This is a genomic window from Paenarthrobacter sp. YIM B13468 (assembly GCF_042788025.1).
In the GTDB taxonomy this organism is placed as follows: domain Bacteria; phylum Actinomycetota; class Actinomycetes; order Actinomycetales; family Micrococcaceae; genus Arthrobacter; species Arthrobacter aromaticivorans.
Genome location: NZ_JBHZPI010000035.1, coordinates 1 through 23,217 on the forward strand (window position 1 = coordinate 1; position 23,217 = coordinate 23,217).

Genomic DNA, 23,217 nt, shown 5'->3' on the forward strand with positions numbered 1-23,217 from the left:
ACGGAAGAATAACCACGTCAACGTGGCTCAGTTTTCAACCCACGAAATGGCTCACTATTCGACCAGCGCTGACAGAAAGCATGGCCCTGAAGACCAGGACCCCATGTGGTTGACGTCGCCGCGGCAATGACCAGCACGGCGACCAGCAAAGTGGCGAGGCCCCAGCAGTCCCCAACGTCACGGGAGCCTTTGATGTGGTTCAGGTTCCGCAATGCTCCGGTGAAGAACACGTGCACCACCGTAATCAACGAAGTAGAGCATCACTGGAAAGTGCCATGCTCGCGCCCATCCCGTTCTTGGGGAGGAGCGACAGCATAACCGGCGACTCACAATGCCGAAGAGTCGTTCGCCGGTGGGGTGCACGGCGACAAAACGAGCAACCACTGTCGAGCGGCAGTGTGTCGATGCAAGGCGCCAGGGGATAAGGAGCGACCTTAGGCGTCAGCACCCATGGCGTGACTGCCCTCGGCAATCTCCGCTGCGGCGAGCGACTCGGGTTCGGCTTCTCATCGGCGAGCCCCTGGAGGTTTACGCCTAACAGCCGAGATCACGCCGACGCGCATCGGCCCCCGGCAGCTAGACGTTTGATGGAGCATCTCTCGGATGTCATCGTTGATTGCTTGCTTCTTCGTTCAGGTCGTGGCTGATCGGCGCTGCGAACGTGTGTTCGACTAATCGCACTACCTGATCCCTGATTCCACGTATGTCTGCCACAGGCCCCTGCAATAGACGCTGTAACGCCAGGCCCCGCATAGCGCCAACGACGAACTCAGCCCCGAGCGCGGGATCGATATCGCTGCGCACCTCGCCCCGGGCAATTCCCACCCGCAGGTTCTCCTCCAACCACGAAAACATCTCCCGATTGTATTCGGCGACGACTCCGGCCGTTTCCGAGTTCTCCAGTAAGGACTCCGCCAACAGAAGCAGCAATGAACGGGTGTTTGTCCACTTCGGATCACTGCGCCCAAGGTAGACGCGGACATAGCCCAGTACCGCCTGCAGCCCCTCGGGTTGCGTCGGCGCAGCCTGCATCTCGTCGGCGAACGAGCGATTAATATGCAAGGTCAACGCCCGCAACAGCGCACCCTTACTACCGAAGTGATGACCAGCCTGTCCCCGACTGTAACCGGCCGCCTGACCGACATCCGCCAAAGTCATTCCAACCCAACCCTTACGCGAAAGTAACGTCAGGGCGGCAGCCAGAAGCCGCCCCTCCGCCTCCTCACGCCGCTCCTGCTGCGTGCGGCGCCGAGGAACCGCAGACTGCTCAACCCCGACCGCTGGACCCCCACTCTGCCGAGTCCTTCCCTCCAACACGGCCTTGTCATGACCGGCCGCACTGCGTGAAAGCCACCCGGCAGCTTCCTGCGCGTCCCGCGTACTACCCATGCTCTACTCCTTGAAAAACAAGCTAGCGCAAAACCTACTGGCCAACACTCAGAAACTCGTAATTGGATTCTCAATCAAAGATTGAATCTAGCAGGTTGATGAAGGCGATGCGGGCCTGCAAATCGGGCTAGAGAGTCAGCATCGGCAGCCTGAAACAGCCGGATCGGGCACTCTACAGAAGAGCATCAAGGGCTAACAGCCAACCTGATCAGTTGGTGGGCGTAACCGCATCAAGAAGGCGGCTGCTTCCGGGTCCAGCGTTCATGATGATGGGTTCCGGCCAAATTTGAGGCTCGCAACTCGGGACACTCTTCATCAGAGTCTGTACAACCCTCTTTTCGTCGAGCTACGCTTCTTGACTGTCTGAGTAGTTCCCGACGCCTCGCGTTCCAACGCTCTTCGGCTTTTCCATCCTTTTCCTCAAGGAAACAAGCAGGAAGACCCTCAACGGCTCGTTGCCCAACGTGGAAACCAAGGAAGAGGCTCAGTACCTCGTTGATACCCAGGCCTCCAACAGCCTCCTCGATTCCCCCACACAGGATTAGGACCGGCGCAACACAAGTGTTGGGGGCAACCCACCGAGCCGCGGTCGTGACCGGCACCGGTCATCCGCGCGACGCAGCGGCTACTTTGCATCGACCATTCATGTGCCAGACGGAGCCTGCCTTTCGGCGTCAGCCTGGGACATTGAAGACCTCCGAGTGAAGCGGAGCCTGGACAGGCCCCGCTTCACTCGGAGGTCTTCTTTTTTGGCACCCAACCACGCCGCAGATTTAGCATGCGAGGACAATGCAACGAGCCCCATAACTGTCGGAACTCCCAGTCCGCGACCCCAACTCCGGACTTGTTGTACGGCCTGTGCGGGCGACCAAGGCTGGCTACGGCCCCTCTCCTGATGGTCGTGCCCGCCACCCCGAGGGAGAACACCGGCGCTCATCCCTACGGGAACGTCGAACTATACAATCACGGACAGCTGGGCGGTTACTCACGAGATCACGGCGACAATTCGTCGTTCATGCTTGGCTTTCGATCGTGTGTCCCCCGACTCTGGCTCCGTTGTGATGAGGGCTCGGCTCGAGCGGCTCGTCGAATGAACCGACGAGCTCAAGTGCGCGTACTCGATCGCCTGTTTCGATTGCAACCGCCAGATCTCTGATTAGCCCGTAAAGCACGCCGGACTGGCCACGGGAGACCAGTGCACTGCACTTTCTCGCTCGCGCCTCTTGGACGAAAGCTAACATGGCTGCCGGGGTCATGGCCGCCGCGGTTCGGGGCGCCAGCTCGAGAACAGCAGCCCTTAGCGCGGTGACGCCGTCGACGTCGGCGACTCCCGCCAGGCCCCGAGAAAGCGGAAGCGCCAACGCCCGGGACTGAGGAACAGGTTGGGCGAACACCTCAGTCACAGCTTGATGTTCAAGTGTTCGGAGCACCTCGTCAGCCAGCTTGCTGCGGTCACCGGTCGCATCCGCAGCAAGCCGTGTCATGGCCCGACGGGTAGATCGGCGATCGCGTTGCAACTCAGCATCGGCACTCAACGACGCCGAAATGAGTCGACGCGTGTACGGCTGAGAAGGTTCGTCCGTGACTCCCGCAGCGTCGCCCTGCTCGATGAGTTTGCCATGTTCGAGTACAGCAATGCGCGTGCTCATGTGTCGTACGACAGAAAGGTCGTGGGTGATGAACAGGTAGGCCACGCCACGCTCGCGTTGTAGTTCCAGGAGCAGGTTGAGGATCTGAGCTTGCACCGACAGGTCGAGTGCGGAGACCGACTCGTCACAAACGACGAGCCTCGGCTCGGGGAGGAGCGCTCGCGCGATCGAAATGCGCTGTCGCTGTCCGCCAGAGAATTGAGCGGGGAACTTCGACAGCGCCGTGCTATCCAGGCCGACACGTTCCAGCATGGAGAGGACCCGCGCCCGAGTCTCCCTCCGCGACATCGGCGGCGAATTCGCCAGCGTCTCGCCCATGCTCTGTTCGATCGTTCGATGCGGGTTGAACGAGGTGTACGGATCCTGGAAGACGGCCTGGATCTGGGTGCTCAGCTTGCGACGCGCTGTGCCGGTGAGACCAGCGATGTCGTTACCGTCGAAGGAAATTCTCCCTCGCTCGGGCTTGACGAGCCCGAGCACCGTGTTTCCCAGAGTCGACTTGCCCGAACCGGATTCCCCGACCAGTCCGAGGGTCTCTCCCTCGTTAAGGCTGACACTGACTCCCTCGAGAGCCACCTTGTCTTTCCGGCGACCTCGTCCGCGGTACATCACCGTCAGGTCTTGGACTTCTAGCAACGAGCTCATGTTCTCACCAATTCGTCCACGTCGGTACGGATACATCGTGCAGCGGAGCCTTCGTCGAGGGGCACCATCGGAATAGGCCCTGTGCGACAGGCGTCCTCCGCCAGCTCACACCGGCTGGCGAACCGGCACCCGTGCGGCCAGAACCCCGGCGGGGGCACGCTGCCAGAGATGACCGGCAGGAGTTGACGTGGAGCAATACCGACTGACGATGACTGCAGCAGTGCCCGAGTGTAAGGGTGCGCAGGATGGGCGATGATCGACCGCACATCCGCGCCCTCGACGACCTGCCCGGCATACATTACGAGCGCGCGATCACAGGCCTCTGCGACGACTCCCCAGTCGTGGGTAACCAGGATGAGCGCCATCCCTGTCTGCTCGCGCAAGTCTCTGAGCAGATCGAGAATCTCACACTGCACTGAGACATCGAGAGCAGTTGTGGGCTCATCAGCGATCAGGAGTTCTGGTTCGCCGGCTAGTGCCCGAGCGATGGCGATGCGTTGTGCCATACCGCCCGAGAGTTCATGCGGATATTTCTTGGCGACCGCATCGGGCTCAGGCAGACGCACACGGGCCATGAGTTCCCTGGCTATCTGGCGTGCCTTGCCCTTGCCGACACCCCGGTGCAACCTGACCGCCTCTTCCAGCTGATGGCCGACAGTGAATGCCGGGTTCAAGCTGGAGATAGGCTCCTGCGAGATGAACCCGATTCCTCTGCCCCGGTAAGCGTTCATCTCGCGCTCACTTAGCGAGGTCAATTCCGCGCCTTTGAACGAGATCGAGGCGGCTGCCATGCGAGCGCCCATAGGAAGCACACGAAGCACTCCCGAGATGGTCACCGACTTTCCACAACCGGACTCGCCTACGATCGCGACTGCCTCTCCCGGCGCCACCTCGAAGTTGACGTCTTCGACGATCGTGACTTCGCTCGAGCCCCGCGGCAATTTGACCGTCAGGCCCTTCACGCTCAAGATCGACTCCTGCCCCAGGGATGCTGCTCCTCCGCCTGCCGGAGTCGCGGTTTGAGAGACCTTCACAGCGAGCGCGCGCCAGCTGAAAGCTTTCGAGGAACCGCTCGACCGGCCCATGTAGGCATCGCGGATCCCGTTTCCTAGAAGGGTGAGGCTCAGAGTGACGACGGCGATGATGCCACCGGTCGGTACGAGCATCCATGCACTTATAGGCATCATGTTCTGGGCGTCTGTCACCATGTTTCCCCAGCTTGGGGCGGGAGGCGCAACGCCGAGTCCGAGGAAGCCGATGCCTGCTTCGGCGATGCACGCCACAGCGGCCACAATACTGATCTGCGTCAGCGCCGGCCCTGTCACGCCCGAGAGGATGTGTCGGCGCATGATCTGGAGACTCGTCAGCCCGGCCACCCGCGCGCTGGCGACGTAGAGCTCCTCACGAACGGCTATCGTCGCGGAATACACCACTCGGGCCAGTGTCGGAGCCATGATCACGCCCAACGTGATCATGGCCGCGGCTTCGTTGTTTCCGTAGATGCCGAGAATGACCAGCAGCATCACCAATCCAGGTACAGCGAGCATCAGGTCGCACAGTCGCATGGCGACAGTTTCGACCCACCCCCCGAGTGTGCCTGCCGTAAGACCGAGGAACAGTCCGATAACGGCGCACACCACCACTGCCTGAACGATTCCCAGCAGGGTGACTTGGCCACCGTGGAGCATCCTTGACAGGATGTCACGGCCGAGCTGGTCAGTTCCGAGGAGGTGGCTCGCGCTTGGCCCTGCGGCCGTGTTCTGCAAATCCTGGTCGAGAGGTTCGTAAGGCGAGACCCACTGGGCGAATACGCAGGCCAAGACGATCACGATCAGAACGAGGCTGCATGTGACGACTATCGGTTGTCTGACGAGACGCCCGAGGAAACCGGCCCCGCGTTCGGCCGCCCTACGAGACTGTTCTTGTATTGCTGCACCTTCAATGACTGCGCTCATCGCGCCCTCGCCTTCGCGTTTAGATATCCTGAAGCGATGTCGGTCAAGAGGAATACGACTACGACCATAGCCGTGTAGAAGACCGCCAGACCTTGGATGACTTGCAGGTCGTGCTTGGTGGTGGCGCTCACCATCAGCGTGCCGAGACCGGGCATGCCGAAGATCTGCTCCATGAGGATGGTGCCGCCGATCAGGCTGACGAACACCAGGCTGACCATGGTCAGCACAGGTGCAGCGGCATTCTTGGCTACGTGCTTGAACACGATCCGCTTCCACGGGTAGCCGTTCGCCCGGAGGCTACGAACGTAGTCACTTCGCATTGCGCTCAACATCTCGGCCCGCGTCACGACCGCGACCAACGCGATTTCCGACACGCCGAGGACGAGCACTGGGAGAATCAGCGATTGGATCCATCCCGATGGGGAGTCGGCAAAGGGCACGTATCCGGAGACGGGTAACCAGGCGAGATTCACGCCGAATACGAGAACGGCGATCAGGGCGAGCCAGAAGCTGGGGAGGCCTCGACCGAGGACGGCGAGCACTTCCGCCAACCGTCCGGTGATGCCGCCGCGAATGGCAGCGATCGCGCCAGACGTCACACCTAGAATGATGACGAGGAGCAAGGCCCCCACGGCCAGCGACATCGTCACCGGGATGCGAGATGCGATGGTATCGGCCACTGGCACACCAGAGACGACTGACGAACCCAAGTCGCCGGTGATCGCGTGGCCTAGCCAATCAACGTACTGCACAAGTACTGGCCTGTCGGCGCCGAGCTTCGCGTTGAGCGCAGCCACAGACTCCGCGGAAGCGGTAGGGCCGAGGATGGCCTGCCCGACGCTCCCCCCCGCAAGCGAACTCAGCACGAAGACGATGAGTGAGATCACTCCCATCAGCGGAACCGCCACGATCAATCGTCGTATGACGACACTTAGCATAATCTCTCCTTGATTATCACATCAGGCGCGAGCTCTTCGACGCGAGTCGAGGTGCTCCCGGCTGAAGTGACGCTGCGGCCCCCGGTGGTAGGAGCCGCAGCGACAGACAAACTACTTCTTCGCAGCCCAGGCCGAGATGGCGAATTGACCCATGGGATCACGCTTTCCAACGTCGATGCCCTTGGAGTAAATGAATTGGGGAACCGCCACAATCGGGACATACCAGACCTTAGCCGTCATCGTGTCGTTGAACTGCTTCGCGTTCGCCTCGAAGGTATCTTTCGTGGAGGCGTTCAGCGCATCGTACGCCTTGTCAATATCCGGATCGGTCGAAGCGAACGGATTCCATACGGCAGAGTAAGGCAGCTTGTACAGCCGGTACGCTTCGTTGGGAAGTGTGCCGTACAGCCCGTACGAAACAGCGCCGGCGGAGTATTTCTTGGCCGCGAAGTCCGTGAAGAAGGACGAGTTCGGGAGCGACTTCAGGTCGAGTTTGATGCCGATCTTGGCGAGTTGCGCCACTGCGGCGTTCACTGCGATAGTCGCGTCAGGGTCGTCGCTGTTCACTTCGAGAGTCATCGAGAAACCGTCGGGGTAGCCGGCGTCGGCCAACAGCTTCTTAGCCTGGTCGACGTCGTACGTGTACTTCGAGGGCAGGTTGTCGTCGTGGCCAGGGAAACCGGCGCCGATGAACTGGTCCTGGGTAGTGATCGCGGTTCCGACTGCCTTGGCGATCGAGTCGCGATCCAAGGCCAGTGCCATCGCTCGCCGCACCCGGACATCGCCGAGTTCGGGGGTGAGCTCGCCTGCCCTGTCCCAGAGCATGATGGCGGTTGCTTGCACTCGTCCTACGGTGCTATCGAAACCCTTCGACTTGGCCTGATCGGCCAGTTGGGCACCACCGGTCATGTTCACTTGGATCTGGCCGGAGGCCAGCGCGTTCATCGCCGTGTTCTGGTCTGTCATCACACGCAGAATGATTTTTTTGTAGTTCTGGCGCGATTTGTCATAGTACAGCGGGTTCGGCGTGTACGTGTAGTGGTCGCCGTTCTGGCTTTGCGCTGCGTCGTAGACGTAGGGACCCGCGCCGAACGTCGCGGTCTTCAGTTTGTCGGGGTTGGCGAGCCCAGCTGCGCTGATGATCATGCCGTTGTTGCAGTTGCCGCTGTCCGACAGGATCGACTCCATACCGGTGAACGGCGCAGGCGACGTGATCGCGACGGAGTCCGTATCGACCGCTGCGATTTTCCACGGCTTAATGAAGCCGTCATTGAGCCCGGGCACCGACTTGTAGTAGTTCAGCGTGTTCAGCACCGAATCACGCGTGACGTCTGTTCCGTCGGCAAACTTGACCCCGCTGCGGATCTTCATCGTGAAGACCGTGTTGTCGCTAGAGTACTCCCAGGACGCAGCAATGCCGGGCTCGTAACCGCCGTCCTTGGTGATTCGAATTAGCGGTTCGTAGGCCAGCTGGAACATCGGGCTCGAACATTGCTGCGTGAGCTCAAAGCTCGTGGGCGAATCGATAGGAAGTGCGACAGTGAGTGTGTCGGACGCCGACCCTGACGAGGAGCTGCCGCTGCTGCTGCACGCGGTGAGGGCCGCCACTCCAAGCGCCACGGCGATCAAGCCCGCTGCGAGCCGTCTACCGCGGCGCACCTTTCCTATCTTCCGATCTTGCTTCAGGTCTTGCATGCTACCTTCTCCTACTGTCATCCGTGGTCGCGCGCATTCACACTCAACCATTCGGTCCAACCATCTCGTGACGGTCATCTTTTAGTTCAGGGCCAGTGCTGTGTACCCTTCAAAGCTCTTGGCACTTCGGTGTGTAATGCGGATCTTTCCGACGTCCACTACCGCCGGGATTTGGCAAACTTCGCGAAAACATAGAATTCAGCTGACCTTCGTCGTAAAGGTGGCGCTATCCCTGACAGTGTGAGTCATGTCTCATGATCATCCTGGGCGGCCCTCGCTGAACATTGGAAAGTTTCCGAACAATGCGTCGAGCAATAAGTGTCACCACGATGCTTAGTCGCACCTACGACCCGGCTTCAGGTACCGGTTTATCGCCGACGAACTCGTTCATAAGGGCATCGCAGCAGGCAGAACACGATCCAACGCATACGCCGGGACCACGGCATCCGGTCAGCGCTCTCGAAGAATCGCGACCTGAACCGCAGACCCGGGCCGCCGTGAGGCGCCGCATGATCATCCGGATCATCACCTATTCGCAACGGCTCTCGGCGCCTCACGGCTTGCTACCACCCGACGGATCCACTGATCCTCAAATAACGTAGGCTCAGCAAAAGGAGTACGACCCGCAACCTGTAAACTCCACGTGGGCGCACTCCCGAGACACCAGCTAGATTGGGAGAAGGGGTCGGTCGGCCCCAAGGGGATCACGTATCTTGCAGTTGACAACAGTAAAGTAGTCCGAGGGCACATCGCTCTTCGTGGCGGCGAAGGGGAATCGGAATGGACGGCGCAGGTGTGAGAAGCGTGCTGACGGCGCTTCGGGTCTTGGAGCGACTCGCTGAGCCCGGGGTGGCGGCGGGCGTCTCAGAAATGGCCAGAGATCTAGATCTCCCTAAGTCGTCTGTGCAACGAATGCTCCGCACTCTGCAGGAGGCTGGCTGGGCCTTCGAAGTCCGAGATCTAGGTGTTCGTTGGACCTTGACTCCCAAGATGTTCCAGCTGGGCCAACGCCATCACGCGGGCAACGATCTTCGCGCGATCGCACTTCCAGTCATGCAGCAGCTCTGGGAGGAGACTCGAGAGACCGTCCACCTTGCCACCGTGAAAGGAGATTCGGTTTTCGTCCTGGAGTCCCTCGAGAGTCCTCAAGGGGTGCGAGCCCACATCGGCCTCGGCATGTTGCTACCAATTGCGGTCTCTGCTAATGGCCGTGCTCTGATGTCAACCTGGTCAGATGACCAGATCCATGAACTCCTCGCTCGTGGATTGACTGCCTATAATGCGCACACGATCACTGACGCAAACGCACTTCTGGCCGTCATCGATCAAGCTCGCAAGACGGGTTACGCAGTGAATGAACAGCAGTGGCGAGAAGGCGTTCACGCCGTTGCAGCGCCTATCGTGGTCGCCGGGGTGGGTGTAGCAGGAATCGGCATTTCTACGCCGGTTCATCGCATTTCGGCCGAACTAGAAGAGAAATACGGGGCACTGGTGGTGGGGGCCGCACGCTCCATCGCCCATGGCCTGGGAGAAGGCTGATAAGCCTTGACTCCTGCCTAGTGAGACGTAGTAAAGCTGCGCGTGCGTGGACGCCTCACGGGCAAACCGGAGCGCAGGTGCGACATCGGGCCGGACGCGATCGGTGACCCCTAATGGGTGTCAGGAGCCATGGGTACCGGAAGGTTCAGCCGGCGCAGTGCCGCTCGATCTTGATCAAACCCACACGGGTGCCCGAGATACCGCAGAATCAGTGACATCAATACTCGACAACGACATGAGCTGCGGCATGGCGATGAACTTGGCGATCATCCATGGCAGAACGCCCGCTGTGCCGTCGGTCGATAAATTAGCGGCGATAACCAGGTGAAACCCACGTGTTTGATTGCCATCACAGCGCCTCGGCATTCACACCCAAGTCCGCCACGCCTATGAGCGCCTCGTTGGTGATGTGCACAGCCGAGAGCCTGTGGTGTGGCGTAATCGTCGCGGTGGTGTGGCGGAGGTGCGGCCCTCGCTTGCCCGCGGTGTTCCACTGGGTATGCTGCTCGGCGCTTAATCGGAGCAGCCATGTCAGGTCGGCAGGGACACTGTCTCGGAGAGCAGCGCGCCGGCACGGCACAACCAGCGCGCGGATTCGGCCATCGACCGCTCCGGACCGCCGGCTAGATCGGTCATCGAGAGCGCGTGTGAGAAGTCCGAGGAGTCGGCACCCGGTGCGATTTGTCCCGCTACGATGGCCACCGCCACCCCCGCCGAACGAGCAATCGCGGCGACCGCACTGGTACCTTCCCCGACAGGGACTGCGAGTCGAACTGCCCTTCTCCCGTTACCACCAGGTCGGCGTCGGCGACCGCCTCTCGCAGCCGGACGAGCCCAGCGATCGCCTCGGCACCGGGTGCGAGCCGCGCACCCCACAGGCGCAACGCATAACCGGTGCCGCCGGCGGCACCGGAACCGGGTTCGCCGCCGAGCAGGTCGACGAGACGCCGCAGTCCCTCGTCGGCACACTGTACGCCAGCGGCATCCATCCCCTTTTGAGGTCCGAAGACTGCGGCAGCACCTAACGAACCGAGCAGTGGATTGGTCACGTCCGTGATCACCGAAGCTCCGCCGTCGGGCAACGGTCGCAATACCGTGAGGTCGGCCGAGGCGATGGCTGCAAGCCCCCGCACGCCCGAAACCACCGGCAGGCCGGCGGCATCTGTGAACGTCCCGCCCAACCCCCGCAGCATCCAAAGTCCCCCGTCGGTCGAGGCACTCGACCCGATGCCGAGCACCAGCCGGGAGACCCCGTGGTCGAGAGCCGCGGCGATGGCCTGGCCGAATCCGGTGGTGTCGGCATCTTCGGGAAACCGCCGTTCACCTAACAGTTCGATCCCAGCGGTATTCGCGAGCTCGACCGTGCCCCCCCTCCGGGATCGCGGTCGGTCGCGGGCAGCAGCAACCACTCCGCCGTTCACGGTAGGCCGTCCGGCCCACGCACCCCGACGGGCATCCGCCGGGCGGCTGGCTCCGTTAGCGCGAAGCAGGCGACCGTGTCTTCTCCGCCGTCGGCATTCGGGACTCAGCGCGATCTCGGCGTACGGATCGTGCTGCCTCCAGCCCTCTGCGAGCGTCTGCGCGACCGCGGACGCATCCAGCGAGCCCTTGAAGCTGTCCTAAGCCAAGACGATGCGGCTCATCGGAGAGGTGAGGTGGTCACACCGTCGTAAACGGTCACGACGTCGATTCTGTTCACGACGGTCATCCGCGTTCGCAACGCCTGCCGACCGGTTGCCCGCCTGGTCATCGGCATTCTCGCGCGAATTGCCCCATTCGTCACCGTGCTCACCGCAGTCCCAGACCTCGCGCGACAATGCTTCGGAGCACTTCTTTCGTACCGCCGCGGATCGTGCTGGAAGGCGAGTTGAGTATCACATGTGCCAACACTGCCTGGTAAGCGTTCGAGGCGTCCGAGTCAGGCTCCGTCTGCAAGGCCAACCGAAGGACTTCGGGAATCTCTTGTTCGAAGCAGGTGCCCAGGTCTTTCACCAGCGCCGCATGGAGCGCAGGATCTTTGCCATCGGCGATCATCGACGCCACCGACCTCGACATCCGACGCAGCGTCCCAAGATGGGACACAATCCGCCCGACTACCCTCGTACCTTCTGCAGAAGGATACTGCTTTAAGACCCTAACGAACTCCTCCAGCGCGCGGAGATGCGAAAGGAATCGCTCCGGACCGCTTCGTTCGAAAGCCAACTCACTGGTGACCTGATTCCAGCCATCGCCCTCGGTCCCAATGATCGCGTCGTCGGGAAGGAAAACATCCTGAAAGTGCACCTCGTTGAAGTGTTTACCCCCGGCGATGTCGGTGATTGGCCGACACACGATACCGGGTGTCTTCATATCGACCAAGAACTGGCTCAAGCCCTCGTGCCGCTTCTCGCCCGCCGGCGCGGTGCGGCAGAACAGGATCATGTAGTGGCTGCGGTGTGCATTCGTCGTCCAGATCTTCGTTCCATTCACAAGCCAACCGCCGTCGACTCGGTTGGCGCGGGTTCGAACCGAAGCAAGGTCCGACCCGGAATCGGGCTCACTCATCCCGATGCAGAAGTACGCCTTGCCTGCGGCTATGCGGGGAAGGATTTCCCGGCGCTGTTGTTCGCTGCCATACCGCAATAGCAGAAAGCCGCTTTGCCTGTCTGCTACTGAGTGCGCGGTGATCGGAGCGCGTGCCGCGAGCAATTCCTCGAGTACGACGTAGCGTTCAACGAGGCCGTATCCACCCCCGCCATACTCCACGGGAAAGCCCATGCCGATCCACCCACGCGCGCCGAGCGCCTCGCTGAATTGAGGGTCGTAGCCTCCGAAGGCAGTGGCCGCGTCACGGTCGACGGGCCACTCGAAACCGTCAAGAAATTCTCGCACCTCCGCTCGTAGCCGTTCGCCCGTCTCAGAGAGTTGAGGGGATGGGAAGGTCAGAGCGTTCATTTCGACTCTCCTACTGTGATGCCGGCACCCATGGGCGCCAGTGTGCGCCAGAGGGTGGTCTCGAGTTCTTCGCCGAGGATCTGTCGTCCTAGTTCGTCAGCCCAGTAGGCTTCATTGCCGAACTCGTCGCGCCAGGACCAGAGTTGTTTGGTGAACAGTTGCAAATTGAGTTCTTCGGTGAATCCGATTGCCCCGAACACCTGGTGTGCGATTGCGGCGCCCGCTCCGGCAGCTTCCCCGGCACGGATCTTCGCGCTCAGCGCAGCAACGCTGTGAAAGAGCGACTCGTCTTCACTCGCAAGCCATTCGTCGATCGCCTCACTACCACCTTCCGTGGCTGCCCGCGCGGCTGCGGCCTGCGTCGCGAGAACAGAAACGTTCTGCTGAATGGCTTGGAACTTGCCGATCGGCCGTCCAAACTGCACTCGCATGTTTGCGTATTCCACGGACAAAGACAAGGTACGTTCCAGAGCGCCCGCCATCAATGCACTGCGGGCGATAGCAGCAATTACCAGCAGCGATCTGGGCTCGAACGGCGCAGGCACTACCTCGGCAGGTATGACGCCTTCGAGTCGGATATCATCGCGCGGATCCCCCGCTAGATTCCGACCAGATGTGACAGAGACACCCGACGCCTGGCGGTCTACCACGACGAGCTGAGGCGAAGGGCCGTCGCTCATAAACACTACATGCGTAGACGTGCTACCCCACGGGACTCGTCTGAGAGTGCCCTCTACCCGCCACACATCCCCTGAGCGACTCAGCTGGACCGGTGCATCCGTAGAAGCAAATGCGATCGTAGGCTGATCCGTCTCCTGGGCACCAGCCAGGTCAATCAGCCAGTGGCCGATCATTGTCTCGGCAAGCGGCACAGCAGCTGCGTTATTGCCTGCGATCTCCAAGAGTTCGCAAGCAATCGCCCAGTTCACACCGATGCCTCCCTTACTCTCGGGCACCAGAGCCTTATCCACACCGGTAGCTTGGAGAGAGCCCCATAAATCAGACGGTTCATCAGCGAAGATCTCCGCCAGAGCTTGATGAAGCATCTCGCGCGTTTCATCGTCCATCGTTCATTCCTTCTTTCTGGTCGCTGTGGGAAGTACCGGGCAGGTGTACCCCACTCGTTGCAATACCGGCTCCTGATCTGAGCTCACGTGGTTGGCGACCTATTTTTCGCGCCCGAGGGTAGGTCACGGTCTCTCGCCGAACTGATGACCAGTGACGATCCGCTCCCCCGATGACTCAACCCACCTGGTAAAGACCTCCAAGGGCTCTCTCGGAGTCTGGAGAGTGTTAACAATCATTTCCTGGTCCGCGTAACCAAGTGCCATGCCGCAGACCAGGGTTTCGTCCGGTCCTGCGTCCAAGAAGGGAAGGACGACCTTGCCATAGTAATTCCATGCAGCCTGCGGGCATGTGTGCAATCCGTGTGCTCTCGCCAAAAGCATGATGTTCTGCATGAACATGCCATAGTCAAGGAATGAGCCGCGCCCCATAACTCGGTCCATTGTGAAGATCAGTCCTACTGGCGCGTCGAAAAAGTGATAGTTGCGCTGTCGCTGCGCGCGCATTTTGTCCTTTTCCCCCCGCGAAATCCCAAGCAAGCCGTATAGGCTCCATCCGTTCTGCCGCTTGCGGTCGATATAGGGCGACACCCACTCGCTGGGGTAGAAATCGGGGTCATCACGGTAGGCAGCTACGAGATTAGGATCGTCACTAACAGCATTATCCGCTGCCAATACCTCGGCCACCAGGTCATCGCGGGGCTGCCCCTGCAATACGTAAACCTTCCATGGCTGTGTGTTCGTCCCGGATGCAGACCTACTGGCGACGCGCAGAATTTCCTCAATGACCTCGCGATCAATCGGACGGTTGGGGTCGAACGCCCGACATGCGAATCGCGTCTCGATAGCGGCCAGGACACTGCCAGGGTCGTCGATCTGCGCTGCAACTCTGGAGGCGGACAACGGCACCTCCTCGGATTGAATGGGCTGATGTGGGGCATGTGTCTCGTCCGGTCGGGAGGTAAATCGGTGCCCGGCTTGAGATTTCGGCGGCATGGACACCGTCCTTACCTGCCCTCAAACTGGGGAACGCGCTTCTCCCGGAAGGCGGACAGTCCCTCTACGCGGTCGAAGGAATAGCTGTGCGCGGCAGACAGCGCACGCTCGTAGCGCAGACCAGTCGACACAGGGTGGTCGAGTGAGTCGTTCAGCGCCTGCTTCATGCGCGCGAGCACCAGCGGACTCTTCGCAGAAATCGTCTCGGCGAGGCGCTCAACCGAGCCCACGAGTTCGTCATCTGCGACGACCTGGTTCACCAGACCGTACTCCATCCACTCACGCGCCGTCTGCGTCTGCCCGGTGAACATCAAGTACTTGGAATTGTTAAGTCCGATTTTCCGGGGAAGCCGAACGGTGACTCCGGCACCTGGGAACATCGCGAAGTTCGAGTGGGAATCACCGATAACCGCCGACTCCGCTGCCACCACAATGTCGCAGGAGAGAACGAGTTCCAGACCACCGGCTACGGCGATGCCGTTGATTGCAGCGATTACCGGGGTGCCGGTCGCCTCGATGAAGCTGGTGAGCTCGCCGATCTTTTTGACGAACCTCGCGCCCTCTTCGGGAGTCCGCTTGGCGCTGTCCTTCAGGTCCGCGCCCGCGCAAAAACCTCGGCCGCTGCCGGTAAGCACCATCGCGCGTACCCCTGGATCGCGATCGCCCTCTTCAATAGCAGCGACGAGAGCATCCAGCATGGTTGCCGTTACGGCATTCAGTGCCTTCGGCCGGTTGAGGGTCAGCCACAACACCGACCCTCGTCGCTCTGTTAGGAGCTCATCCGATACGTCATTCGTTTCCGTGGTCATCGACATTCCTTCCTCGGTCACCGAACGAGTACTTGCTCGGTGATTATGTTGCAAAAGCAACCGCTTTTCTTTACAAGTGCTTGTTGGCGCAGCTCATCGCTGCAGGATGTGCACGACGCACACGGGGCCGATCCCGACCATGTGCGCCAGCCCGACCCTTGCATCCGGCTGTTGCCTGTCTCCTGCTTCTCCGCGCAGTTGCCTCGTGATCTCGGCTATCTGCCCCAGGCCCGTCGGGCCGAGGGGATGGCCCATCGCGAGCAGGCCGCCAGAGGGGCTGACAGCGTGTCGGCCGCCGATGTCGAACGATCCTTTGGCGAGTTCGGCAGCACCCTGCCCTGGCGGGCACAGTCCCATCGCCTCGACGAACAACAACTCTTCGATCGCGAACGCATCGTGCACCTCGACGACATCCAGATCCGTAGGATCCCCGCCCCATTCCTCGTAAGCCGCCTGGGTCGCGGCTTGGGTCAACGCAACGTCGGCATTTGCGCCGTCGAACGCCTGATCGCTCACTGTCGAAGATGCTGCAACGCGGACCGAACGGTGCTGATCGACTTTGTAGCGCCTCATCGCCTCATCGGACATGACGATCACGGCCGCCGCCCCCTCACCGATGGGGGTGATCTGCAAACTGTTGAGCGATCCTGCGACATAGGGAGGACGGACCACCTCCTCGAGTGTCCGCCTCTTTCTACGCTGTGCATATGGGTTGAGAGCGCCATTGTTATGGTTCTTGACGGCAACAAGACCGATCTGCTCCTTGGTGTACCCCGCCTCTGCCAGATAACGTTCAGTCAACAGCGCGTAGCGTGCAAACGGGACATCCTGGACCGGCGAGATCGGTGTGATCCCGGTATCCGGAGCAGCAATCCTTCCGATCGGCTTGTCGACTCCGATGGCGATAGCCACATCGGCCAAACCGCTTGCCACTTCTGCGACGGCTTGCCGGAATGCCGTAGAGCCTGTAGCCGAGGCGTTCTCGACCTGGGAAACTCGAAGGCCCGTCATCCCGAGGTACCGCAGCATGGGAACCCCCGCCGCCATGCCTAGTCTGGCGGTCCCGACGAACGCGGCTTCGACGGCCGGCCACGTAATCCCCGCGTCGACGAGAGCTTCCCTGACGGCCTGCAGGCCCAGCTCGATGTACGACGTTTCGGTCGGGTATTGGTAGGGGTGCAGACCGATGCCGACAACATGTACTGGACGGAGATCAGTAATCAGAACCATCAGCGTTCTCCTAGCGTGAAGACGACATAGGAATCACGCAGACGGTCGCCGCCTTGGCCGACGACCGTCGCGCCGGGATGCCATTCAACCTCGTCGTCCAGGAACGCATGGATCGTCGGCCCTTCGGCTAGGCTGATCTCTCCCATAACGAATGGAACCGGCCACTTGGCGTGCCGGTGAACCTCGGCAAAGCTCCGCAAGACCCCGCGTGCCTCGAACCTCGTCTCACGGATCTCATCGCCAGAAGCTCCGCATCGCTCGCACCCGAAGCGCTGGCGGGGAACGCCCCCCTGGCCGCACTTGTGGCAAGTCCACCCAATAAGCTGGGTCCCTCGCTCAGAGTCCACCCACAGAGGCGCTGCCTCCTCACTCGGGATATCCTTCGAAACCATTTTGTGCCTCGTTCCAAATGTCTGCTGTGTCGCCCTGTATGTCCAGCCCGACCTCTGTGTCGACTGACCTGTGCCTTCACGCTCGGCCAGCACCCGACTCGCCCAATGACGCTTTCCCGCTGCAACCTTTCCCCTAAGCGCTCGCGCTTGTGGCTGTTGGGCGCTCTCGAACAAATGCGCTCGAAATTCTTTGCTACACCTGGGGTTGAGCCGGAAGTCGTGCCATCAGGCGAAACGCAATGCCGCCTGTCGGTACGTCCATCATCCATGGCAGTTTGTCGCCTTGTCAACAGAAGCGCGAGCCTTGCGGGACCCGGCGTCGCACCCGGTCCTCACCAGCGGAAACATGAACGGCACCGCCATGTATAGCGGCCTCCCAATGGGAGCCGGCAAGAAACCTTCATGAGGCCCGACATAGGAATTCCTTGGCTGCTGGCTCGCATCGGGATTTTATGGGATCCCTGAACCGAGCCTGTCAGCGATGACTCTCAGAAGTCCTTGACACGGACTCATTGTGATGATCATCATGAACCCTACTCCATTTTGGCCCACTGTGCCATCAGGCGGAACGCGTTTACGCGATGACCCTTCCAACGACGGAAGGGCCACCGACCTTACCAACGACGGAAGGCAAATTTATGGACGTTACTGCTAATCAACCTGCGCGGCCGGTATCCCAGAAGCGCGTCGGCGCGGCCATTGTCATGGGCACCGCTCTCGAGTACTTCGACTTCTTTCTCTACTCAGCCATGGCCGCACTTGTCATTGGTCCAACATTTTTTCCTTCCACAGATTCCGTCGCCAGCACGATCGCGTCGCTGGCAACGTTCGGCGTCGGATATCTCGCACGACCTTTCGCGGGGTTGATATTCGGGATCATCGGAGACAAGTTCGGTAGGAAGACCGTGCTGTCCTGGAGCTTGATCCTGATGGGCGCCTCAACCGGGCTCATGGGTTTGATTCCCTCTTACGCAACGATCGGCATAGCGGCTCCGATCTTACTTGTCCTGCTTCGGATCGTGCAGGGAGTCGGCGCTGGCGCCGAGTTCAGTTCCGCTATCGCGGTGTCTTATGAGTTTGCGGCCCCTAACAAACGGGGCAGGCTAGGATCCCTACCGACGCTTGGCGTCAACCTGGGGGTCTTCGCTGCATCGTTGGTTGTCGCCGGACTGGCATTGATCGGCAATGACTTCTTCTACTCGTGGGGCTGGCGCATCCCGTTCGTTCTCAGTTTTGCATTGGCCGGCGTAGGTTACATCATTCGCCTCAAGCTTCCCGAGACCCCGGAGTTCTTGGACTTGCGTCCGGAGCAGACGCGGCGTGGGTGGTTCCGTGTGCTGGCTGATCTTTTCCGGTCGGACTGGAGGGGCGTGCTCATCGTGTTCATCGTCTACGGGGGGTACGCCCTTGTTGCTACGCTATGGAAGACCTTCGGGCTGTCCTACTTGACAGAGTTCCAGGGCATCGGAGCATCTGTAAGCACCTTCGGGGTCACCCTGGCAAGCCTCTTCGCCATCTTTTGGACACCCATATGTGGAAGACTGTGCGACGCAGTTCCCATCCGATGGGTTCTCGCCGTCGGCGGCCTCTTGGTGATTGCTTACTCCGTGCCGTTCTTCTGGCTGCTGGATACCAAGACACCAATTTGGATCTGGGTAGCGCTGATCCTGGGCACGGGCTTCCTAGCCCCTCTGCTGTCTGTCGCGACGAGTCCCTTTATGGCGCGCCAGTTCGCCACGAATACTCGCGTCACAGGTATAGGCGTCGGCAAGGAATCCAGCGGTGCCCTGGCTGCAGGCCTGGGACCGGTGATCGCGATCGCACTCGTCGGCTCATCGGCCGCGTCAAGCACAATAGGGGTATCGATGATCTTCGCGTTAGGGGGCGCCCTATTCGTAATTGCAGCGTGGCTGGGAAGGTCGGTAGCCCCATCCATGAATCCGAGCGACAGTAACGCCCCTGCACGAACGAGCACTGGAATCTGATCCTCGTTCAGGTCGGAACGGTCGGGAGGGCGAGTATCCGCGGCGGTAACCGCTGCGAGTGCTCGAAGCCGACTGGCACGCCCGCTAAGGGCTGGGCATCGAACCAGTTCGGTTAAAGAACGGGCGAAGGGCTGCCTGCACGAAACGCTGGCCCTGCCCGAACGGCTGCGCATCGGTGGTACGGAAGAATCCGGGTGCCGCAGTGATAGTCTCCGACGGCGGCACCGGGCCGCCGCCCGCAGTCCGGGAGAAATGGCGTGACCATAACCCGAAGTTACGTCTTTCGTGACGCGTGAAATCCCCGCTTAGGCGGGGATTTCACTGGTTCCGATGGTTGTTTGTCGGGCCACTTGCCTCTGATGGTGGTCGGGATGGGCCGGCCTACGAGTTCGAAGGCCGGGCGCTGGATGGGTGTCGGGCTTGGTGAGAAGGTCGAAGCCGGCGTTCACCTTGCCTGCGTCCATCCGGGTTGTGTTGACGGTGGTCCGGATGATAGAGACCCCGCCCAGGGTCACTTCGGCGGCGATCCGTTCCACGTCGCAGGCGGAGGTGAAGGAAGTCTTCGGTGAAGGTGAGCAGTAGTGCTTTTCCATTTTGTTATTTGCCGATGACTTCGCCAGGACGGAGTCCGATCTTCCGGGCGTCCTGATGCGCCCGGCTTCGGCGGCGGCGGTGAATTTGCCAGTCTCCGTCGGTGGCGATGCGCACTTCGCCACGCTTGCGGGCCCGTTCTTGCGCCAGGGCGCGGTTGCGGCAGGCGATGAGGGCGTTTACCGAGACAGCCGGGATGGGAGATCTCTGCCATGTCCGTCTCGTCGAACAGAGACATCTGCAGCGGTCCGTCGACGGCGGCCAGTGCCGTGAGGGCGCAGCGCGGTCTCTCAGCCGATACCGCCGAGTTCTTTGAGCTGTTTTATCCTGGCGGTGGTGATCATGCCACGGTCCCCGCCCTGAACATCTCGCCGAGCCTGTATCGGTTCTTGAAGTCCGCGGCTAGGTCCTCGAAGGCTCTGCAGTCGCGGATGTTGCCGGGGACAACGCGGACGGAGTCCGGCCGGCCGTCGGTGAGTACTCCGTATTCGATCTGCTCGCCCCTCTTCCCGTCGCGAGAGGAGCGCAGGCCGGCAGGGGCACTTATACCCAGTCGCCCGGGCCTTGGACAGATCGAGCGACGCAGTGGTCCCCGGCCGGGGTGGGGTCGGCCCACCGGCGGGTGGTCGCCAGCTTCGAAACGGGATGGCAGATCGGGCGATCACCAGTGCGAACGAAATATCTCGCAACCTCCCTGCCCGCCCCAGCAGTGAGGGCATCACGAGCGCTGTGGCCTCGAAGTAAGGTGGCCATTGGCAGGGACCTCACGTGCCTCCAGGCCCCCGGCGGAGAATACAGCCTCGTTGTTGACGACCAGCGTGCCGGGGACCGCTCCGATCGCTGGTTCCGGCTGCGCCTAGAGGTCCGCCAGGGGTCCCATGCTTGGCTTTGCCATCGCGCCGCAAAGGATCGGCGAAAAACACCGATTCGTAGTCGACTGTTAACGGGCCTCGTTCACTCGACGGCTCGTAGTCATGGCGTGGTCATCGCCTGCGTTGTGCGTGCATGTCACGATCCCACAGCAGCCTCTGGCACCTATCAGGGCAGGACCCCCACACTTGATTCAGCGGGCTTCCAATGACGCGCAAAAATGGCCCCCCGGGCCGGGAGCGCAACGGAGCCCGGCCCGGGGGCCAACTAAACTTCGGACTGACAGGAACGCCGCGTGCTCCAACATCCACCGAACGTCATCGCCGCAATGATGGACGAGGGCAGGAGGATCATGACACGTAGCACGTTCTCGCTCTTACAAAGCAACCGCAGTCAGGGGTGCTCGTCCGAGAAGCACCTCAGCGACGTTTTTCACCGCCATGGTCCCCATGGCGTCGCGGGTCGCAGCGCCGGCGCTCCCGATATGCGGCAGAACCACAACCTGCTCCATCCGACGCAGTCGCTCATTGACCTGCGGCTCATACTCATGCACGTCGAGACCTGCCCCCGCCAGATGGCCGCTCTCAAGGGCATCGGCGAGCAACTCCTCATCGACAAGAGGACCGCGAGCGGTGTTGATGAGATAGCTTCCCTTCCTCATCGTGGCGAGCTCCTCGGCTCCTATGAGGTGCCGGGTCTCCCGAGTCAGGGGACAATGCAGGGAGACCACGTCGCTGCGTGCGAGGAGCTGTTCGAGATTTACCGCCTCAACCCCGAGCCTGACAGCTTCCTGCGAAGTGGCTCGGCTGCCGGTGGCGAGGATTTTCATGCCGAAAGCATGAGCGCGACGCGCTGTCGCCATCCCGATGCGGCCGAGGCCTACTATACCCAAGGTGGCGCCGCCGCTGAGGTCGAGACCCACAAAACTTTGCGGACCCCAGATCCACGGCCGTCCTGTGCGCACAAACCTGTCCGCCTCGACCACCCGTCTCGCGGTCGACAGGACCAGCGCGAGTGTGAGGTCAGCGGTGGCCTCGTCAAGCACCCCCGGTGTGTTGGTGACGATGACCCCTCTTCGAGCTGCAGCTTCCACATCAATGTTGTCGAAGCCGACGGCGACATTGGCGACGACCCGAAGCTGTGGCCCTGCTGCCTCCAGCACTTCCTCGTCGATTTTCTCGGTCAGCATTGTGATGATGCCTGAAGCGCCGCGGGAGCCCCCCAGGAGAGACTCCCGAGATGGGGGGCCGTCAATGTCGGCATGCACTCGGAGTTCGGCGGGTATTGACTCCCGGGCGCCCCGCATGACCCGTTCGGACAGCGGACGGGTAAGGAAGACGTGCGGCTCTGGCACTGCAATCACCTTTTGTCTGTCCTCTTTCGGGGAGTTCTCTCGACAGGAAACGCGCCACGGTTGGCGCCTCGCGATCTCATGCACCAACCTAGGAAGGCATCTTGGGTGCGTCTGTCACAGGTTCGGAGGGAACGCCGGCCAGCGCCTGTGCTACGCCAGTAACTTCCCATCGCGTCCCGTTCTCGAAGGAGTCGACGAGGTGCCACCCCTCATACACACCGATGAAGTCGCCAACGACGCGGAACATGTGGCCCGTCATGGGGCATTGGCTCGAAGCGAGATAGGTCACCAGGGGTGATACGTTCCCGGGATGATATGGATCGAAGCCGTTGCGCGACTCGGCTTCGGCGAGGCGTTCGACTAGCCCAGGCGTCGCCTGGGTGGTTTGAGTCCGCGCGAACGGCGCGATGCCGTTGACCCGCACACCGATCCGACCCAGTTCCTTCGACGCGACCTGCGTCATTGCTGCGATACCCGCCTTCGCGGCAGCGTAGTTCGTCTGCCCTATACCTGGTTGCATCCCTGCCCCCGACGAGGTGTTGATGATGGCTCGATCAGCGTCAAGCCCAAGTTTCGATTGCTCGCGCCAGTACTTCGCAGCGAAGTGACTCACCGCAAACGTCCCCTTGAGATTGACGTTGATTACCGAGTCGAACTCTTCCTCCGTCATGTTTACCAGCATCCGGTCGCGAAGGATCCCTGCGTTATTGACCACGACGTGCAGGTCACCGAAGTCGTTCACTGCAGTCTCGATCAAACGCTGCGCACCGGCCCAGTCGCTAACGCTGTCGGTGTTCGCGACCGCTTGCCCACCTGACGCCGTGATTTCGTCGACCACGCTGTGAGCCAGACTCGAGCCCGAATCGGAGGTTGATCTGCCGACGTCGTTCACTACGACCAGAGCCCCTTCTGCGGCAAACAGCAACGCGTGCTCGCGCCCGAGCCCCTGCCCGGCGCCGGTAACAATCGCAACCCGACCTTCTAGAACACCCATGTTCATCTACCTTCCTAGCATTACGCTGCACGATGCAGCACTGAATCTCATCGCGCGCGACTGCGGCGACGGCACGCTGATCACCCTCACCCCGAATATCCCAAGGCCTCTAATCGTCAGCCTCGTCGGGGTTCATCTCAACAACTCTTCTCTTGAATCCGCTTCAACGTCTATGTGGACGGGATTCC

17 protein-coding genes and 1 pseudogene are annotated in these 23,217 nt (G+C 61.1%); 3 read left to right on the top strand and 15 right to left on the bottom strand.

All coding sequences use genetic code 11. The annotated features are described in order from the left end of the window. Positions 1 to 606 precede the first annotated feature (606 nt). From ACFX4T_RS23980 to ACFX4T_RS24000, 5 genes are all read right to left on the bottom strand, one after another. The gene (locus ACFX4T_RS23980; protein ID WP_377654743.1) at positions 607 to 1,389 is read right to left on the bottom strand and encodes a TetR/AcrR family transcriptional regulator; all 783 of its coding nucleotides are present in this window, start codon (positions 1,387 to 1,389) and stop codon (positions 607 to 609) included. A gap of 1,013 nt (positions 1,390 to 2,402) precedes the next feature. Next, on the bottom strand, positions 2,403 to 3,683 hold the full coding sequence (locus tag ACFX4T_RS23985; protein ID WP_377654746.1) for an ATP-binding cassette domain-containing protein: 1,281 nt from the start codon (positions 3,681 to 3,683) through the stop codon (positions 2,403 to 2,405). Then, on the bottom strand, positions 3,680 to 5,638 hold the full coding sequence (locus ACFX4T_RS23990) for a dipeptide/oligopeptide/nickel ABC transporter permease/ATP-binding protein (protein ID WP_377654748.1): 1,959 nt from the start codon (positions 5,636 to 5,638) through the stop codon (positions 3,680 to 3,682). Before ACFX4T_RS23990 ends, ACFX4T_RS23985 begins: the two co-directional genes overlap by 4 nt. Continuing rightward, positions 5,635 to 6,576 carry an ABC transporter permease gene (locus tag ACFX4T_RS23995; protein WP_377654750.1) on the bottom strand — a complete coding sequence of 314 codons (942 nt, stop codon included), beginning with the start codon at positions 6,574 to 6,576 and terminating at the stop codon, positions 5,635 to 5,637. The genes ACFX4T_RS23990 and ACFX4T_RS23995 overlap by 4 nt, the downstream gene beginning before the upstream one ends. A 111-nt stretch (positions 6,577 to 6,687) precedes the next feature. After that, complete coding sequence (locus tag ACFX4T_RS24000) at positions 6,688 to 8,271, bottom strand: ABC transporter substrate-binding protein (RefSeq protein WP_377654752.1); 1,584 nt, start codon at positions 8,269 to 8,271, stop codon at positions 6,688 to 6,690. A 780-nt stretch (positions 8,272 to 9,051) separates the two neighbouring features. On the opposite strand from ACFX4T_RS24000, the pseudogene ACFX4T_RS24005 reads away from it, so the two are divergent. Next, a pseudogene (locus ACFX4T_RS24005) lies at positions 9,052 to 9,201 on the top strand (helix-turn-helix domain-containing protein); the annotation flags it as partial. Between the two features lie 60 nt (positions 9,202 to 9,261). Then, positions 9,262 to 9,810, top strand: coding sequence for an IclR family transcriptional regulator (locus tag ACFX4T_RS24010; protein ID WP_377654808.1), 549 nt, complete (start codon positions 9,262 to 9,264; stop codon positions 9,808 to 9,810). A gap of 531 nt (positions 9,811 to 10,341) precedes the next feature. Here ACFX4T_RS24010 and ACFX4T_RS24015 read toward each other — a convergent pair. The 7 genes from ACFX4T_RS24015 to ACFX4T_RS24045 all read right to left on the bottom strand — a co-directional run bounded on the left by ACFX4T_RS24015 (position 10,342) and on the right by ACFX4T_RS24045 (position 16,843). Next, a complete protein-coding gene (locus ACFX4T_RS24015; protein ID WP_377654754.1) occupies positions 10,342 to 10,512 on the bottom strand; it encodes a hypothetical protein in 171 nt (56 codons plus the stop codon). Beyond that, positions 10,500 to 11,231, bottom strand: a complete 732-nt coding sequence (locus ACFX4T_RS24020) for a glycerate kinase (protein ID WP_377654756.1) — start codon at positions 11,229 to 11,231, stop codon at positions 10,500 to 10,502. Before ACFX4T_RS24020 ends, ACFX4T_RS24015 begins: the two co-directional genes overlap by 13 nt. Positions 11,232 to 11,598: 367 nt before the next feature. Further along, on the bottom strand, positions 11,599 to 12,744 hold the full coding sequence (locus ACFX4T_RS24025; RefSeq protein WP_377654759.1) for an acyl-CoA dehydrogenase family protein: 1,146 nt from the start codon (positions 12,742 to 12,744) through the stop codon (positions 11,599 to 11,601). Then, complete coding sequence (locus ACFX4T_RS24030; protein WP_377654761.1) at positions 12,741 to 13,811, bottom strand: acyl-CoA dehydrogenase family protein; 1,071 nt, start codon at positions 13,809 to 13,811, stop codon at positions 12,741 to 12,743. The genes ACFX4T_RS24025 and ACFX4T_RS24030 overlap by 4 nt, the downstream gene beginning before the upstream one ends. A 123-nt stretch (positions 13,812 to 13,934) precedes the next feature. After that, entirely contained in the window at positions 13,935 to 14,711 is a 777-nt protein-coding gene (locus tag ACFX4T_RS24035; protein ID WP_377654763.1) for a nitroreductase, read from the bottom strand. 104 nt (positions 14,712 to 14,815) lie between these two features. Further along, the gene (locus tag ACFX4T_RS24040; protein ID WP_377654765.1) at positions 14,816 to 15,613 is read right to left on the bottom strand and encodes an enoyl-CoA hydratase/isomerase family protein; all 798 of its coding nucleotides are present in this window, start codon (positions 15,611 to 15,613) and stop codon (positions 14,816 to 14,818) included. Positions 15,614 to 15,706: 93 nt separating this feature from the next. Next, positions 15,707 to 16,843, bottom strand: coding sequence for a thiolase family protein (locus tag ACFX4T_RS24045; RefSeq protein WP_377654767.1), 1,137 nt, complete (start codon positions 16,841 to 16,843; stop codon positions 15,707 to 15,709). 1,030 nt (positions 16,844 to 17,873) lie between these two features. Between ACFX4T_RS24045 and ACFX4T_RS24050 the strand changes: the two genes are divergently transcribed. After that, complete coding sequence (locus ACFX4T_RS24050; protein WP_377654769.1) at positions 17,874 to 19,220, top strand: MFS transporter; 1,347 nt, start codon at positions 17,874 to 17,876, stop codon at positions 19,218 to 19,220. A gap of 305 nt (positions 19,221 to 19,525) precedes the next feature. Here ACFX4T_RS24050 and ACFX4T_RS24055 read toward each other — a convergent pair whose 3' ends face one another. The 3 genes from ACFX4T_RS24055 to ACFX4T_RS24065 form a co-directional block, all read right to left on the bottom strand. After that, positions 19,526 to 19,813: a hypothetical protein gene (locus tag ACFX4T_RS24055; protein ID WP_377654772.1), complete on the bottom strand. Its 288-nt coding sequence runs from the start codon at positions 19,811 to 19,813 to the stop codon at positions 19,526 to 19,528. A 1,244-nt stretch (positions 19,814 to 21,057) separates the two neighbouring features. Beyond that, positions 21,058 to 22,035, bottom strand: a complete 978-nt coding sequence (locus ACFX4T_RS24060; protein ID WP_377654774.1) for a 2-hydroxyacid dehydrogenase — start codon at positions 22,033 to 22,035, stop codon at positions 21,058 to 21,060. Positions 22,036 to 22,123: 88 nt separating this feature from the next. Beyond that, positions 22,124 to 23,029 (bottom strand): SDR family oxidoreductase, encoded by a 906-nt coding sequence (locus ACFX4T_RS24065; protein WP_377654776.1) that lies wholly within the window; start codon positions 23,027 to 23,029, stop codon positions 22,124 to 22,126. Between the last annotated feature and the right edge of the window lie 188 nt (positions 23,030 to 23,217).